Origin of the sequence: Salmonella sp. SAL00653 (assembly GCF_046552515.1) — a bacterium.
Classification (GTDB): domain Bacteria; phylum Pseudomonadota; class Gammaproteobacteria; order Enterobacterales; family Enterobacteriaceae; genus Salmonella; species Salmonella enterica.
In genome coordinates, this window is sequence record NZ_JBGDTY010000028.1 from 14,917 (window position 1) to 32,008 (window position 17,092).

Genomic DNA, 17,092 nt, shown 5'->3' on the forward strand with positions numbered 1-17,092 from the left:
TGCCCGCAGCGCGGGTCAACCGCAACCAATGCTTTTGTTTAGTATGACGAGTCAGCCTGCTCACTCGTCAGGCTTAACTCCAGTATATAAAGTTCGTTACGTTTTTGCCTAACCTAATGTAAAGAAGTTTAAAGAAAATGCACTACCCGGAGAGATTTTTCAGATAAAGAAAAAGGCGGCTTTCGCCGCCCCAGGCTAATGATAAAACAGAACTTGTTGTACCGGATGGCGGCGTAACCGATTTATCCGGCCTTGCCTGATAAGCGAGGCGCCATCGGGCACTTCATCGTTTCTGCCGTGTTTAACTCGCTTCTGAAGGCGTATCTTCCGTCTGCGTACCGGGAAGCGTTTCCGGAAGCTGTGGCGCAAAGCCACGCAGCCCGACAACATGAACATGCTCAGTATTCTGAAACACTTTACGCACCAGTTTATACGTCGTGCCCTTCTCCGGACTGATGTTTTCCGGCGCGGCGATGATGAGCTGCATCTGCAAACGTTCGCATAGTTCAAACAGCGTGGCGATAGAACGCGCATCCAGACGCGCCGCTTCATCGAGGAACAGCAGGCGACATGGCGAAATATCTTTCCCGCGCAGTCTGCGCGCTTCGTCTTCCCAGCTTTGCACCACCATCACCAGAATTGACATCCCGGTCCCGATAGCTTCCCCCGTTGATAGCGCGCCGGATTCCGCACGCAGCCAGCCGTCGGACCCACGGTTAACTTCAACTTCCATTTCCAGATAGTTACGGTAGTCCAGCAGCTCCTCGCCGATGGTCTGCGGCGTGCGTTGCCCCATATCGATCTGCGGATTCAGACGCTGGTACAGTTTCGCCAGCGCTTCGGAGAAGGTCAGACGATTGCTGTTAAACAGATCCTGGTGCTGCTCCTGCTGTTCTGAAAGCACATCCAGCAAGGTGGCATGCGTTTCACGCACGTTGACGTTTAACCGCACGCTATTCACCTGGCCAAAAGAGACGCTTTGCAACCCCTGGTTCAGCATACGGATACGGTTCTGTTCACGCTGGATAGTCTTGCGGATGATGTTTGCCACGCTGAGGGAACTGATTGCCAGCTTTTGCTCACGCGATGTCAGCTCTTCCGTCAGACGGCTCAGTTCAATCTCCATTTGTTCAATGGCTTCAACCGGATCGTCGGTACGAATAATATCCTGACGAATACGTTCGCGCAGATGCTGGTAAACGGCCACAAAGAACTGGATTTTACGTTCCGGGCGTTTCGGATCTTCCGACAGACGCAATACGTCGCGCAGATGTTCGTTATCCGCGATGGCCAGGCGCAGCGCGCCCAACGCCTTATCCGACATGGAGCGCAGTTCATCCGCCGACAGATAAGCCAGCTCACGACGGTGCAGACGGCGTTCCACGCCATTGTCTTTCACCATCCGCATGACTGCGCACCAGCCGGCTTTCGCGGTCACGACCTGCTCGCGCATTTCATGATAATCACGCTCCAGCTTGCGCAGCTTACGGGTCAGGTTCTCCATCTCCGCTTCGCAGAAGGTGAGCGCTTTCTCAAGCTGATTGCGACGCGAACGGTTATTGCTCAACTGGGCGTGCAGTTCATCGCGACGCTGGCGGGCACGCTCTTCCGCCCCGCTGTCGGCGCGAACGCCAATATCCTGTAATTCGCGCTGCAAATCGTTAAGCAGCTCTTTTTTCGTGTCGTAAGAGCTTTTTAGCGAGGCCAGGACCTGGCTGTACTGACTTAACTGCGCGGCATGGCTGCGCAGCGCTTCGCGGGCGCGGGTACGCTCGGCTTCCGCCTGCTCCAGCCGCTGGCGCAGCTTTTCGTTGAGATCGCTGTTGCCGCTCAGCATTTCCGCCGAGTCGGAATAGCTGAAATGCGCCCGACGTTCGACAACTTCAGCCAGAGCAAAAGCCTGCTGGCGCGCGTCGCGCTGCATTTGCTGCGACCATGCATAGTCTTCTTTTAATTGCTCAAACTGTTCCGGATCGCTTTGCAGAACGGAAACCACCGGCTCCAGTTTGGCTAACTGGTTGCCATATTGCTGCACAAATCGCGCCGCTTCCTGCGCCTCATCCAACCGTTCCTGAATTTCATCGACCCGATCGGCCAGCGTTTCATCGGCCAATAAATTCAGCCGCGGCAGCAAACGGTTAAGCGCGGAAACGCCCTCTTTCGCCTGCTCAAACTGAAGGCGCTGCTGCTGGTTGTCGTTTTCATGCGTCGCCAGCGCGCGCTCCAGTTCGACGCGACGCCCGTTCAGTCGGCGAATTTCCGCTTCCGGATCGTCCTCAAAGGCAACGGAAAGGTGGCTGCCGATAAAACGGCTGAACGCCTGGTGCAAACGCTGGGTTTTCTGCACGTCAAACGAGAGCGTGGCAAAGCGCTCGGAAAGCACTTCCCGTTCCGCATGGAGACTCTCAATACGGTTCTCGCGCGCCGCGCGGCCAAAAATAGGCAGCGATGGGAAACGCGAATAACGCCACTGACGGTCGGCAATTTTCACGACCACCGCCTTTTCCAGCTCGTCAACGCTGAATACGCTGTCATCAAAAGACTGCGGATCGCCTTCGATCAGGTACAGATCTTCCGGGCAGTCGGTCAGACCTTCAAGCTGTTCGGCTATTTGCGATAAATCCGGTACGACGATCGCATGGCGCGACGGGCCATACAGTGCGGAAAAGTACGGCGCATCTTCAAGGCTGACATCATCGTAGATTTCCGACAGCAGTACCCCGCCAAAACGCTCCGCCAGCGCATTCAAACGCTGGTCTTCCGCGCCGCCCGGCTGGCTTAAACGTTCGATCTCTTCATCAACCGCATTTTTACGCGCGCCCACTTCGTCGCGTTCGACAATGGCTTCGCGCTCACGCTCCAGTAGCTGTTGCAGGTATTCGGTCACTTCCTGGCTGGACGTAAACTCCTCGCCGCACTGTTCGCTAAGCTGGTTCAGGCTGTTTTGCGCCGCCAGCCAGACGGGCGCACGCCGCATCAGATGTTGAATACGCGACTGAAGCTGCTCCTGCTCCTGACGCAAGGCCATACGCTGTTCGCTGGCTGACGACACGCTCTCAGACAAGGACGCGATGCGGGCTTCCAGCTCCTGATGCAGCGCTTCCAGTTCGTCAATATCAAAATTTTTGCCCTGTCGCTTACAGAACTCCGCCAGCAGACGTTCCGCCTCTTGCTGCTCGCGCAGCCGCTGTTCCAGTTCGCTCAGGCGCATCCGCAGCGGCTGTACCTGTTCCGCCAGATGACGCTGGTTCACGCCGTCCCGTAACAGCTCGCGCGCCACGTCCCAGGCTTCGCTACGCGCCAGCGGGCCGTTGATCGCCGCCACCAGCTGGTAAGCCTGCTCAAACTGGCTGTGCGCGGTTTGCGCCACGCTCATTTTTTGTTCCAACGACAGCAGTTTTTCCGTAGCTTCCTGCTCTTTTGCCTGGAAAGTATCCAGCCATTCGGCGGCGCTTTCCGGCGTTAGATCCGGCAGATGGCAAAGTTCTTTAGCGCGGGCGAGCGCTGATATCGCCTGGTTATACTGAATCGCGCGCGTTTGCTGTACATCCAGCGCCTGCTGGTAATCCGCAAGCTGGCTTTTGAGTTCATCGACTTCCAGCTCGGCGGCTTCGGCACGCGCTTCATTTTCGTCCTGCATTTCGGCGGCTTCCGCCACCACTTCGTTTTGCTCTTCGAGTCGAATCTGCAGCTCTTCAAGATCCGCTTCGTAGCGTTCAATTTTTTCCTGCTGACGCAGCGCGGTTTGCACCAGATTCAGGTGATCGCTCGCCGCCTGGTAATCCGCCTCAAGAGAACCTTCGGCACCGTTATGTTCGCCCAACTCACGGGCCATATCGACGTGCTTGTACTGCTCCGCCGCCAGTTGTTTGCGCGATGTGTACAGTTCGCGTCGAAACGCCAACGCCTGATCAAGGTGAACCCGACGCTCATTGGCGTGGCGCATATAATCCGCCGCCACATAATCGGTGGCTTCGCTGATCAAATGCTTAAACAGATCGCGATCGGATTGGGTAACACGAATCGCTTCCAGCGTGAGTCGGTTCTCGCGCAGCGCCGCTTCCATATCCTGGAACGCCTTGCGCACGCCGCTGTTTTCCGGCAATAAATAATCGCGTAGCGATCGGGTAATGGCGCTGGAGATCCCGCCGTACAGCGAGGCCTCTATCAAACGATAGAATTTACTACGATCGGAAGCGGAGCGCAGACGACGGGCGATGATCCCTAAGTCAAACATCAGCGAATGATAATCGGTGATGGAGTTAAACTGCTTAAACTGCACGCCTTCCATCTCGTCAAGCTTGTCTTTCAGCTCAGCAAGCGACAGTACGCGCGCCTGACGTTCGTTTAATGTCTCCGTCACCAGTTGTGTCGGCTGTACCGACATCGGCAGCCCCTGGATAGCGAACGGTTTGATGTCCACTTTGCGATCGCGCCCAGCGACCTGCTGCAGACGCACGCCGACCACCACCCGCTGATGGCGGGAATTAATGGTGTCGAGCATGGAGTAACAGACGCCCGCCTTCAGCTTACCGTGCAGACCTTTATCGCGCGAACCGCTGGTGGCGCCGGCTTCCGTGGTGTTACGAAAGTGCAGTAATGTAAGATCCGGGATCAGCGCCGTGACGAACGCCGCCATCGTCGTGGATTTCCCGGCACCGTTGCCCCCGGATAACGTCGTGACCAGTTCATCCAGGTCAAAAGTACGGGCAAAAAAACCGTTCCAGTTAATCAGCGTTAGCGAGCGAAATTTACCGCGTTCAATCATTATTCTTCCTCTCCACTGTCCGGCTGACTCTCTTCGGTCTCATCATTAAGTTGCAGATGGTTTTCAATGGGCATCGCTTCCCCGTCGCGGATGAGACGACGCTGCGCCTCGCGAGGATCGTCGCCGGCGCGGACATCCGCGCCAAAGCGGAAGACCGATTCGGTAATGCGGAATTTGCTACTGTCGTGGCCCATAAACCATACCATGCCCAAACGACGCAGGCGGTTTAAAGAAGAACGCACCTTTTCCTGCAGTTTCTGACGATCAACGTCAGATCCCGTCGAACGGTTATTCACCAGCTTTAGCAGTTTGGCTTCGTCCGCAAGGGTAAGCAGCTCGTCGTACAACTCTTGCTGAGTAAAGATCCCTTCGTTGGCCAGACGCTCCGGGCTAAGATAGAGGTAGCAGAGAATTTTACCGACCATCATATCCAGTTCGGATAACACCGAGCGCGGGATAAGCGTGGTAGAACGCGGACGCAGGTAGAAGAACCCCTCCGGCGCGCGAATCAGCTCCACGTTATAACGCGCGTAAAACTCTTCCAGGTATTCCTGAAAATCCATCAGAAAGGCATGATTATCCAGTTCGTCCAGCCCGATGTGGCGGCCCGAACGTAATGCGCTATCCAGCGCCGGAAATAACGGATTCGCCAGCGCCTGCGCCAGCTTAACCGGCATCACTTGTTCAATATTTGTCAATGACATGCGCCTGTACCTTGGCTCCGTAATCATTAATCGGCTGCCATTTGGCTGGCAGTCCGGTGAAATCTGCTTGCGCTACGCCAAGACGTACCGCTTGATCGATAACAATACGCGCCACGTCGAAATGACGCGCGCGCGGGTATTGCGCCAGATACTCGCGCACCACCAGCCCAAGATCCAGTGGCGTTTGTCTGGTTTTGTAGATAGCCAGCTGTTCTTCAATGATGGCCGCTAACTGCTCGCGGATCTCGTTAAACTCTTCATATTCCAGATCCGGCGGCAACTCCCCGGTGACTTCATCGTCACGCAACGCCATCTCTTCATCGCGCATATCCAGCAGACGATCGGCATTCGCATAGGTTAGCGCCCATGGATCGTCAAAATAAGTCTGCACTGACTGGCGCAACCGCTGGGCGAAGACACGGTTTTTATCCATATCGATCGCGGTACGGATAAATTTATGCACGTGACGATCGTAGCCGATCCATAAATCAATAGACTGCTGACCCCAACTGATAATGCGGTCGAGTTTACTTTGTAAGTCAAATACCAGCCTGTCGACAAAATGCAGATCGTCGTGCGTCATCGTGGCATCCTGAATGCGCAGCAGGTTAGCCTGCAGCTTATCGCCCGCCGCCTCCAGCGTATCCTGCAACTCGCGCAGCGTACCGGACGTTTCAGAAAGCAGCAGTTCACAGCTGGAAATCGCCGCCCGCCAGTCTTTATTCAGCAGTTGTGCGATATCGTCTTTCACCTGCTGCTGCTGTTCATCCATGATGCGCTGGGTGAGATCGATACTGTCGAAAATCTCCGCCACCGAATATTTCAATGGCGCGTAAACGTTGCGATGCCAGTGGAACTCATCGCCACCCTCCGCTGCCGCATCCGCCGCGCGCTTCAATTCACCGGCCACAATCGACAACTGCATAGAAAGACGCAGCGTAGAGAATTCGCGTTGACGAATGTAGTAATCGGTGATGCCAATCCCGAGCGGGGTTAATCGGTAAATCGCATTGCCTTCAGCCTGCTCGCTGGTAAAGCGGTTCAGCAGACGTTGACGCACCATATCGTTAATCGCGTTGTTCGCGCGCACGCCGATGGTTTCGCTGGTTTGCTCAAACGCATCACTCACATGGCGGAATGCATCCACTAGCTCGCCTTCACTCATCTCGCCGTCAAGGCGTTCGCCGTTCAACGTGGCGACCGCCAGCAGAAAGGAAAGTCTGTCTACCGGCAGCGAGATGGAAAAGTCGTTTTTTCTGGCCCAGGCAACCAGTTCGGGGACTGTCTGGGAAAATTCACTCATAGGTTATCCTTGCATCTGCGGCTAGCGCCGGGCTTTTAATCGCGGTGACATGAATGTAGCGCCCAAGGCTAATATACGGCTCCTGGCGGCAATAACGCGTTTCCAGTTCGACCAGGGTCTCATAACAGTCACGCTGCTGGTGTTTTTCACGCAGATAATCATGAAACACACGCACGCCGGTTTTACCGGTAATCTGCCAGCCAATCGCCTCCAGCCACTGGTACACCTGCGCGGGGTCGCGCGGGTAGTCAGGCGACAGCGTGCGCTTCTTGCGTTTAGGCATCCCCGCCTGCACGTAGTCAAAATTACCCGCCACCATATTGTGCATCAGCAAACCGTTAGCGTTATAGAACATCAACGACAGCACGCCGCCAGGGCGCAATACTGACCAGAGCGTTTCTAATACGCCGACAGGATCGGCTACCCACTCCAGCACAGCATGAAACAATATCAGATCAACCGGGCTTTCCAAATGCGAAGCGACGTCCTGAGCCGGGCATTGTATAAAATGCATGTCTTTGCTCACACCTTTTACCTCGGCCGCCTGCCGCGCGCGGGCGATCATTTCGCCAGACAGATCGCATAACGTCACCTGATGACCGCGTTCCGCCATCTTAATCGCCGTTTGCCCTTCGCCGCCGCCGGCATCCAGTACCCGCAGTTTTCGCCCGCCAATCTCCTCCAGCACGCGATCCAGGTCTTGCCACAGAATGGCTTGCCGCAGTTGTCCTTTGGTCGTGCCGTAAATGTTACGGGAAAACTTTTCAGCAATGTCATCAAAATTGCGATCCTGCATCGGACTCTCCACAGGCTGGCTCAGGCGTTATCTGATAAAACCGCTATTTTGTCACAGCCGCGGCCAGAATGAACCTGTCTGGTGTAATATCACCGTTAATCCTCCGCTATATGGTTAAAAAAGGAACCAAAAAGGATGCTTTTTACGCTAAAGAAAGTGATTGGCGGTATGTTATTGCCGCTTCCGCTGATGTTGCTGATCATTGGCGTCGGCCTGGCGCTGCTCTGGTTTAGCCGCTTTCAGAAGACCGGAAAAGTATTTATCAGCGTAGGTTGGCTGGCGCTATTGCTATTAAGCCTGCAACCCGTTTCCGACCATCTGCTGCGTCCGATAGAAAACCGCTACCCTACCTGGCAGGGTCCGCAAAAGGTGGAATATATTGTGGTTCTCGGCGGCGGCTATACCTGGAACCCGCAGTGGGCGCCGAGCTCTAATTTAATTAACAACAGCTTGCCGCGGCTGGCGGAAGGCATTCGGCTGTGGCGCGCGAATCCGGGAGCCAGGCTGATTTTTACCGGCGGCATAGCAAAAACCAATACGGTAAGCACAGCGGAAGTCGGTGCGCGGGTGGCGCAGTCGCTGGGCGTACCGCGTAGCGATATTATTACGCTGGATAAGCCAAAAGATACGGAAGAAGAAGCCGCCGCCGTTAAGCAGGCCATCGGCGACGCCCCTTTCCTGTTGGTAACCTCCGCCTCGCATTTGCCGCGCGCGATGATTTTCTTTCAGCATGCCGGGCTGAATCCGCTTCCCGCACCGGCGAATCAGTTGGCGATCGATTCGCCGCTCAATCCCTGGGAGCGGGCAATTCCGTCCCCGGTCTGGCTGATGCACAGCGATCGCGCTGGGTATGAAACATTAGGGCGACTTTGGCAATGGCTGAAAGGCATATCAGGCAAGCCAGGGGAGTAATGATTTCGCCGCCAGATCAAAATTGGTACGGTTAAAACGTCCGGTATTGACCAATTGCGCAACCTCGTCCCACAGCACATAGAGCCAACGCCGCCAGATGAAGGACTCCGCCACTGGCGCGCGTTGCAGATAATGCCAAAGCAATCCCTCCGCCAATGGATTATCCATCAGGCGAAACAGTTCGAACTCTCTCGGCGCCCACAGCATCAGCCCGGGGCCGACCATTGCCAGAAGCTGATCGCTACGGGCGTCTTTAAGCATACTGCGCAGGCAGAAGTTGCCATGCACCAGTACGCAGTTATCGTTAAACCCTTCAAATAACGAAGGAAGACATTCTCTGGTACGAAACAGAATGCGTCTGTCCTGCATCGTCAGGCCGGTATTGCTGAACTGATTTAGCGTCGTCCACAGCACCTCCACCCGCTGACGATACCAGGAAGGCCAGATATTCTCCTGAGTATGGTCTACGGCGCCAACGCAACCGCGGCTATCCTGCCGATGCCAGGCTAACAGCCCTTCGACAATCTGATCTTTTAGCTGTTCCCAGCGTTCCGGAGTGCGCGCCGGCGCCTCGACCGGCACACCGCGCAGTCGTTCCAGTAGCAGCACATCCGGACCAGGATGCTCTTCATGCGTCAATACGCCATAGATTACCGGCATCCTCACCGTACCGCTACGCGCCAGCATTGAGGTTTTCCATGCCAGTTGCTGCGCAACGCCGGGAGTGGTAAAACTTCGCGCCATCAGCGGCATCGGAATGCCCTGGCTGTCATATAATGACCACAATGCGGAATCCGCTTTCTCATTCACGCACTCTATACGGCTAAGTTTTTCACCCAACAAATGACTGAGTTCGGCCCGCAACTGTTCCATTCCAGATTACCCCCATTAGTGCTACTACTTTAATAATGAGCGTCGTATGGACAGATGTCACCCGTATCAGATCAAGGGAAGAAAAGAAAAATGAGGAAAATCGTAACGGTACGAGAAAGCCGCCACTGATGAGCAGACGTGAGTATTCATCTTTGCGCTATCATACCGCGCTGTTCATGACCGTCTAAGACGATCATGAACAGGATCATGTTAACGCATTTCAGCGCGTACGCGCTCCAGGTCGTCGGCGGTGTCTACGCCCGTGCCGGGCACCGCTTTGGCGACGGCGACATGAATTTTTTCGCCGTACCACAGCACACGGAGTTGCTCCAGCATTTCAATATGTTCAAGCGGGCTGGGTTGCCAGCTCACGTAACGGCGGATAAACCCCGCGCGATAGCCATAAATGCCCAGGTGACGAAGGCAAGTATCCCCTACCGTTTCCAGACTTTTTGCAAAGCGATCGCGATCCCAGGGAATCGTCGCCCGGGAAAAGTAAAGCGCATAGCCTTCAGCATCCAGCACGACTTTTACCGCATTCGGGTTAAACGCTTCTTCGGCGCTGTGAATCGGCACCGCCAGCGTCGCCATGCCAACCTGGCGCTGTGCCAGATTTTCCGCGACCTGGCGAATAATAACCGCCGGGATCATCGGCTCATCGCCCTGAACGTTCACAATAACGGTATCGTCGCTGAATCCGCACTTCTCTACCACTTCCGCCAACCGTTCGGTGCCGGACTGGTGATCGGCGCGCGTCATGCACACTTCGCCGCCAGCCGCTTCTACCGCACGAGCCACGTCTTCATGATCGGTCGCGACAATAATGCGTTCCGCGCCAGATTCGCGCGCCCGCTCCAGGACATGAACAATCATGGGCTTACCATTAATATCCACTAATGGTTTGCCTGGCAGTCGGGTAGATGAAAAACGGGCCGGAATGATGACGACGAAACTCATGATTTACTCTCATCAGATGTCAGGGCGCGAGCTTCATTTTCCAGCAATACAGGAATGCCGTCGCGTAACGGGAAAGCGAGATTGTCCAGTTTGCAAATTAATTCTTGCTGTTCCTGGTTATACCAGAGTTTGCCGTTACATACCGGGCAGGCGATGATTTCAAGCAGACGATGATCCATAGTTCCTCCAGATGGACCGGATTGTGAATCCTTCAATATTAACATAATCGGTTATGGTGCAGGGTCTATTTCCCAGCCATGACGCATGGCGCTAAACAGGCCTGGCGGACATTGTCCCAGCGTCACGCGCGATGCCCGTTGCCAGGCAGCAAACGCGCTAATAGCCTGCCAGATTCCTTTTTGCAGATTAACGCCAGGACGAATATCGTCCTCCAGATACAGCGAGATAACCTCAAGCACCCCTGTTTTACGATGCATTTTGGCATCCATTCGCCCGACTAAACGGCCCTGGTATAATAGCGGCAGCACAAAATAACCGTACTGGCGCTTCGCCGCAGGCGTATAACATTCCAGCCGATAGTAAAATCCGAAAAGCTGCGCTACCCGCTTGCGATCCCATACCACAGGATCGAAAGGCGACAGTACTGCGCTATGGGTCGCCTTTAAGGCGTTATTCAGCGCCGGTTCCAGCTGCGAAAGAAGATCGGCATGAAGCCACATCCGCCCCAACGTTTCCACCTCGACCGGAATAATCTGCTGCTGTTCCGCCCGGCTCTCCCGCCATCCCTTCAGGTCAGGACGTTTCAGGCGGTAGTAATCCGCCAGCCACTGTTCACGGAAAATCCCCAGACTGCGCGCGCTATTATCCAGCATCAGGCTTTCCGCCTGCGGCTGTGACAGTCCATCGCGTTCATCATCCCAGTGCGGCATCACACGGGGCGTTAAATCATATACACGTTGAAAATTACGCCGCTCAACAACCATGACTTTTCCGGCGGTAAATAAACCCTCAAGGTGGAGTTTATGTGGTTTCCATTCCCACCAGCCGCTGACGCCTTTCTGCGCATGTTCAAAATCGGCAGATCGCACCGGACCGTGCTCCTGAATATGCCGCACTAGCTGTTCTATTTCCTCCGCGTGCTCATGCATCCATGCCGCGCGATATTTCCAGCCCATCTTTTCCGGCGACAGCATACGATGGCGGATAAGTTTAAAGTCGCGGCGTGGTAAGAAACAGGCCTCATGCGCCCAGTATTCCATTAACTCGCCGCGTCGCAGCCCCTCATCCAGCCAGGCCTGCGGGTACGAACCGAGACGGCTAAACAGCACCAGATAGGGGCTACGTGCGACAACATTGATGGTATCAATTTGCAGCAACGCCATGCGTGAGATGGCGGCAAGAACATCGCCAGGCATCGCGCTACGGCGCGGCTTTTTCAATAGCCCCTGCGCAGCAAAGTGAAGACACCGGGCCTGGGAAAGAGAAAGGTACGGCAATGACATTCATGACTCCATAAATTCATCACTGCCGCTGCATTGGGGGACGCTAGCGAACCAGCGAGGTGATATGTTCAAGCAACTTATCTGGCTGCTCACCGGACAAACGCGCATCAACCGGTAAGAACCACCAGTTATCTTCGGCAAAAGCACGGCATTTCACCGCGTCTTTTTCCGTCATTACCAGGGTCTGCCCTTCACCGACCAACGCCTGAACGTCAGCAGGGGCGAGCGTTTGATGATCGGCCAGCGGGACGCACTTTTGCGGATGCGCGCCACAGGCTTCCAGCGTGGCGAAAAAGCGCGGCGGATGACCGATGCCCGCCATCGCCACAATATTGCTCAGTTGCGCCACATCGCAACGCGCTCCCGTACGTAAGTTCACCGCCAGTCCAGGCGCTAGCTGCATGGGGATTTCGCCCGCCCGGGCGACGCCGCCATTGACGATAGCGGCGTCTACGGTTTTCAGGCGACTGGCGCGTTCGCGCATAGGACCGGCAGGAAGCCACCAGCCGTTGCCAAAACGACGCACCCCGTCAATCACCACAATTTCAATATCTCGCGCGAGTCGGTAATGCTGCAACCCATCGTCAGTGATAATAATCTGCACATTATGCGCCGCCAGAATCGCTTTCACCGCCGCGGCGCGTTCAGGCGCTACCGCGACAGGCGCGCCGGTCCGTTGATAAATCAATACCGGTTCATCTCCCGCCTCTGCGGTTGTCGTCTCCGGCGTCAGGAGCAGCGGATAAGCGGCAGCTTTCCCGCCGTAGCCGCGGGAAACGACCCCCACGCGCACGCCACGCTGTTGCAGCTTTTCCACCAGCCAAATAACTACGGGGGTTTTACCGTTACCGCCAGCCGTAAGATTCCCTACCACAACCACCGGTACCGGCGCTCGCCAGGCGCGTTTAAAACCAAGCTTATAGCTCAGACGAATCGCCCCGCTCACCAGGCCATACAGCCAGGAGAGCGGCAACAGTAACCGCCATAGCGGGGATTCACCCGACCAGATACGCGCAATCATTGGCCAAATTGCATCTTATGTAGCTGGGCGTAAACGCCGTGTTGCGCCAGCAACTCGCTATGAGTGCCGCGCTCAACGATAATACCGTCTTCGACTACAACGATCTCATCCGCCTGTTCGATGGTGGAGAGACGGTGCGCAATCACCAGAGAGGTACGGTTTTTTTGCAGCTCATCCAACGCGGCCTGAATCGCACGTTCGGACTCGGTATCCAGCGCGGACGTAGCTTCATCAAGGATCAGAATCGGGCTGTCGCGCAGTAAGGCGCGGGCAATCGCGATACGCTGGCGTTGACCGCCGGAAAGCAGTACGCCGTTTTCGCCGATAATGGTATCCAGGCCATTATCCATCTTGTTGATAAAGTCCATGGCATAGGCCATGCGCGCCGCCTCTTCAATCTGCTCGCGGCTGTATTCTTCCGTCCGGGCATAAGCAATGTTATTAGCGACCGTGTCGTTAAACAGATGCACGTTTTGCGAAACCAGCGCCACCTGATTACGTAGAGAGGCCAGAGTGTATTCGCGTAGATCGTGACCATCCATCAGGATGTGTCCTTCATCAATATCGTAGAAACGGGTGATCAGACTGGCGATAGTTGATTTACCCGATCCGGAACGCCCCACCAGCGCCACGGTTTTCCCGGCAGGAATTTTCAAATTGATGTTACGCAATGCCGGCACTTCACGGCCCGGGTAAGTAAACGTCACATTGCGGAATTCGAGATCGCCGGTCGCGCGGTCAATGACACGTTTACCTTCATCTTTCTCCTGTTCGCTGTCCAGAATCGCAAACAACGTCTGACAAGCCGCCATCCCACGCTGGAACTGCGCGTTAACGTTTGTCAGCGATTTTAATGGACGCATCAGCGCGATCATGGAGGAGAACACCACGGTGATGGTCCCTGCCGTCAGGCTATCCATTACGCTTGGGAAGCTCGCAGCATAGAGGACAAACGCCAGCGCCAGCGAGGCAATGAGCTGAATGATAGGATCGGAAATTGACGAGGCAGAGACCATTTTCATGCCTTGCAGTCGCATCTTATTGCTGACTTTATCAAAGCGTTTAGTTTCGACTTCCTGACCGCCAAAAATCAGTACCTCTTTGTGTCCTTTCAGCATTTGTTCAGCGCTGGTAGTCACTTGTCCCATCGTGTTCTGCATATTTTTACTGATGCTGCGGAACCGCTTTGAGACAACGCGAATCGCAATCGACACAATCGGCGCTAAAACAACCAGGATGATCGACAGCTGCCAGCTGTAATAGAACATCATGATAAACAATCCGATGATCGATGCCCCTTCACGCACCACGGTAATCAGCGCGCCAGATGAAGAAGAGGCAACCTGTTCTGAATCGTATGTAATACGCGACAGCAGCGTACCGGTAGACTGTTTATCAAAGAAAGCGACGGGCATTCCCATCATATGGCCAAACAGGCGACGGCGCATGGTCATTACCACCTTGCCTGACACCCATGAAATACAGTAGCTGGAGATATAGCTAGTGATGCCTCGTAATATCATCAGCCCAATAACCACCAGCGGCATCCACAGCAACACTGAGCGATCCGTTTTACCGAAACCATCATCCAGTAATGGCTTGAGGAGCGATAGCATGAAGGTATCGCTGGCTGCGTTGAGAATTAACGCTATGCCCGCCACGATCAGACCTGCTTTAAAAGGCGCTATGGTTGGCCACAGTCGGCGGAAGGTCTGCCACGTAGAGAGATCTTTATCGTTATGCATTCAAAAAACCAGCATTTGTTGAAATAGCCGCATATTCTACCCGTTATCCTCGGACACGCCAAACCACTGATGATACCAGCGAGGTAAAATTTGATCCCGTAAGCCTTGTATGCGCCAGCCCTGCGGAGAAAACCGCAGCGAAATTTGCCCCTGGTGGGGTGTATCAAACCACTGATACGCCTGTTGCTGGTAGCGCTGTTTTACCTTGCGGGACGGCAGCCGCCATGCGTTATAGCGCGATGCGGACGCCAGCGCCGCTTCACCATGTACGCGCTGAATAAATGGTAACGACGACGACGTATTACTACCATGATGCGGCACCTGGATAAACGTCGCCGCAAGATGTCGCCAGTAACGACTTAGCATTTTTTGTTCAGCGCCCGCTTCAATATCGCCCGTGAGCAGGATGCTATGTACGCCGTCATCCACTTTGACCACACAGGAACGGTTATTTCCTCGATCGGCACTTTCGCGTAACGGCCAGTGCGCCTGAAACGTTAACCCCTGCCATTGCCACTGCTCGCCGCGAAAACAGGGCAAATGTCCCTGCCAGCCTAACGGGCTGCGAATCCACATTGACGGCCAGACCCGCTGTAGCGAACGCAGCCCGCCCCGATGATCCAGATGCTCATGACTCAAAATAACGCCCTCCGGCGTCAGATTATGCCAGCGCAACCAGGGAATAATAACCTGTTGCCCGCTGTCGTCCTCCGGCCATGCCCGACCGGTATCGTAGAGTATTACTTTATCGCCCCTGACGATCGCTATCGCCAGCCCCTGACCGACATCCAGCATATGCACCTGCCATCCGCTGGCGTTTATCGGCCGCCAGAGTGGCCAGCTCATCAACAATAACCCGCATAAACAGACCGCCGGACAGGTACGCCAGACGTTTAATCGCCACGCGATAAGCGTTAGCCAGGGTAAAAGCGTCAGCCACTGCCAACGGTTATCAATATTGACCCAGCCCTGCGGTAAAGCATTCAACAGGTAAAATAGCGCGGCTAACGCGCGATCGGTCAGGTACCATACCCACTCTTCAAGAAAAAACGGCCCGGTTAAATGCAGAATCATTCCCGCCAGGATGAGCGGAACCGTCACAAATGTGACCCAGGGTACGGCAAAAAGATTCGCCAGCATTGCGGTAACGCTTATGCCATGAAAAAGCGCCACATGGAGAGGCAAAAGCAGAAGTGTAATGCCTGCCTGTAGGTGAAGCAGGTTAAGCAACCAACGTAAGCCCCGTGGAAAATTTCCGTTTGGCGCAGGAAACCACTGATACCAGAATAACAGGCCGGCAACCGCAAATGCTGACAGCCAAAGACTTTGTGATATAACCGCCACAGGATCGGCGAAAATAATCGCGGCCAGACAGCAGCACCAGACTTGCCAGCCGCTCCACTGTCGTCCGCTTAATTTTAATCCTCCCCAGACGCTCAGCGCCGCCACCGTGCGCAGCGCAGGCGGTTGTAAGCCGGTAAGCCAGGCATAACATATCGCGCAAAGAATGCCGCCCAGCAATGGCGTCTGCCAACGAATCCATCTGACCGGCAAAAAGAATTGTCCGCCACGGATTAATCCGGCAGCCAATAACGCAGCAAAAGCGATATGCAGGCCGGAAATCGCCATCAAATGGGCAGTCCCCCGTATCGCGCATAACGGCCTTCACCTCCTGCGACACCGCTCCCCGCTCCCCCATTCCCAACGCCAGAATAACCTGCTGCCACGGATAAGGCGCAAGCGTAGCGCGAAGCGAAGCAAGATAGCGCCCACGCAAGCTACACTCAGGGTTAATCGCTTTAGCCTGTAGAAAACGCCCGGTCAACGGTTGGTGCTGCGCTAGCGCGTAACGCTGGCTATCAAAACCGCCTTCGTTAAGCTGTCCGTGTACCGCTCTGACCTTCAGCGTCATCGCCCACTGTTGCCCGGCACACACTTCCGTGGGTAAGTACTGGCCATGCAGGACAATCCCTACAGCAGGAAAGAGCGGCTTTCCGCGCAAATGGGTGATTCGCCCATAATGAGTGGTCATATGATCGGTGGCAGTAATGACGACTGTCGCCTCCTGCGTCGCGGCGGGCAGGACGTTTCCCGCCCAGATGGCCTGCCTGGCGGCAAATATCCCCCACATGAAAAAGAGCAAGGTTAATGCCGCGTAGCGCGCATAGTGATGGGGTATGAGGCAAAGCAAACATGCCAGACAAAACAGCACCGCGAGAATCCACGTATCAGGTAATACTGGCAATATCATGAGCGGAAGTATGCCGCATACTACGCATACGCTGACCGTCGTTATCTTCATAGACACCTCCCTGTGCGGGAAAGTGTGCAGGTTCAGGACGCCATTGTCTGGAGGGGATTTTGTGCTATACGGCGCGGATTCCAGGTTTTTTACCTGATAAATGTAAGACGCAGCAAAAAATGCGAAACGTTTTCCAGTTTTCGGTCGAATAGCGTTTGCGCCTGACGGTGTATTGACTAGTCCTGATATAGGTTGACAGTTTTTTGTCTGTAAAACGCCTGATGAACATCATCGGGCGTTTTGTATTT

11 protein-coding genes and 1 pseudogene are annotated in these 17,092 nt (G+C 54.9%); 1 reads left to right on the forward strand and 11 read right to left on the reverse strand.

Features of this window, described 5'->3' with window-relative positions; genetic code table 11:
* Positions 1–301: 301 nt before the first annotated feature.
* The 4 genes from mukB to cmoM are packed head-to-tail and all read right to left on the reverse strand — an operon-like array spanning position 302 to position 7,571.
* The gene (gene mukB / locus ACLJRU_RS22550) at positions 302–4,768 is read right to left on the reverse strand and encodes a chromosome partition protein MukB (RefSeq protein WP_023234780.1); all 4,467 of its coding nucleotides are present in this window, start codon (positions 4,766–4,768) and stop codon (positions 302–304) included.
* Complete coding sequence (gene mukE, locus ACLJRU_RS22555; protein ID WP_000060025.1) at positions 4,768–5,472, reverse strand: chromosome partition protein MukE; 705 nt, start codon at positions 5,470–5,472, stop codon at positions 4,768–4,770. The genes mukB and mukE overlap by 1 nt, the downstream gene beginning before the upstream one ends.
* On the reverse strand, positions 5,453–6,775 hold the full coding sequence (gene mukF, locus ACLJRU_RS22560) for a chromosome partition protein MukF (protein WP_001288828.1): 1,323 nt from the start codon (positions 6,773–6,775) through the stop codon (positions 5,453–5,455). The genes mukE and mukF overlap by 20 nt, the downstream gene beginning before the upstream one ends.
* Positions 6,768–7,571, reverse strand: coding sequence for a tRNA uridine 5-oxyacetic acid(34) methyltransferase CmoM (cmoM, locus tag ACLJRU_RS22565; protein WP_001539611.1), 804 nt, complete (start codon positions 7,569–7,571; stop codon positions 6,768–6,770). Before cmoM ends, mukF begins: the two co-directional genes overlap by 8 nt.
* 135 nt (positions 7,572–7,706) lie before the next feature.
* Here cmoM and elyC point away from each other — a divergent pair, with 135 nt between their 5' ends.
* On the forward strand, positions 7,707–8,483 hold the full coding sequence (elyC, locus tag ACLJRU_RS22570) for an envelope biogenesis factor ElyC (RefSeq protein ID WP_000899553.1): 777 nt from the start codon (positions 7,707–7,709) through the stop codon (positions 8,481–8,483).
* Here the strand turns inward: elyC and ACLJRU_RS22575 are convergent.
* The 7 genes and pseudogenes from ACLJRU_RS22575 to ACLJRU_RS22605 form a co-directional block, all read right to left on the reverse strand.
* Positions 8,463–9,356, reverse strand: coding sequence for a YcbJ family phosphotransferase (locus ACLJRU_RS22575; protein WP_000436889.1), 894 nt, complete (start codon positions 9,354–9,356; stop codon positions 8,463–8,465). The two genes, elyC and ACLJRU_RS22575, sit on opposite strands and share 21 nt — an antisense overlap.
* A gap of 210 nt (positions 9,357–9,566) precedes the next feature.
* A complete protein-coding gene (kdsB, locus tag ACLJRU_RS22580; protein ID WP_000011576.1) occupies positions 9,567–10,313 on the reverse strand; it encodes a 3-deoxy-manno-octulosonate cytidylyltransferase in 747 nt (248 codons plus the stop codon).
* The gene (gene ycaR / locus ACLJRU_RS22585) at positions 10,310–10,492 is read right to left on the reverse strand and encodes a protein YcaR (protein WP_000350061.1); all 183 of its coding nucleotides are present in this window, start codon (positions 10,490–10,492) and stop codon (positions 10,310–10,312) included. The genes kdsB and ycaR overlap by 4 nt, the downstream gene beginning before the upstream one ends.
* Positions 10,493–10,543: 51 nt before the next feature.
* Positions 10,544–11,776, reverse strand: a complete 1,233-nt coding sequence (locus ACLJRU_RS22590) for a winged helix-turn-helix domain-containing protein (protein WP_001539608.1) — start codon at positions 11,774–11,776, stop codon at positions 10,544–10,546.
* Between the two features lie 43 nt (positions 11,777–11,819).
* Positions 11,820–12,797, reverse strand: coding sequence for a tetraacyldisaccharide 4'-kinase (gene lpxK, locus ACLJRU_RS22595; RefSeq protein ID WP_000561679.1), 978 nt, complete (start codon positions 12,795–12,797; stop codon positions 11,820–11,822).
* A complete protein-coding gene (gene msbA / locus ACLJRU_RS22600) occupies positions 12,794–14,542 on the reverse strand; it encodes a lipid A ABC transporter ATP-binding protein/permease MsbA (protein WP_000551246.1) in 1,749 nt (582 codons plus the stop codon). The genes lpxK and msbA overlap by 4 nt, the downstream gene beginning before the upstream one ends.
* Before the next feature lie 36 nt (positions 14,543–14,578).
* Positions 14,579–16,844 (reverse strand): annotated as a pseudogene (locus ACLJRU_RS22605) (ComEC family protein).
* Between the last annotated feature and the right edge of the window lie 248 nt (positions 16,845–17,092).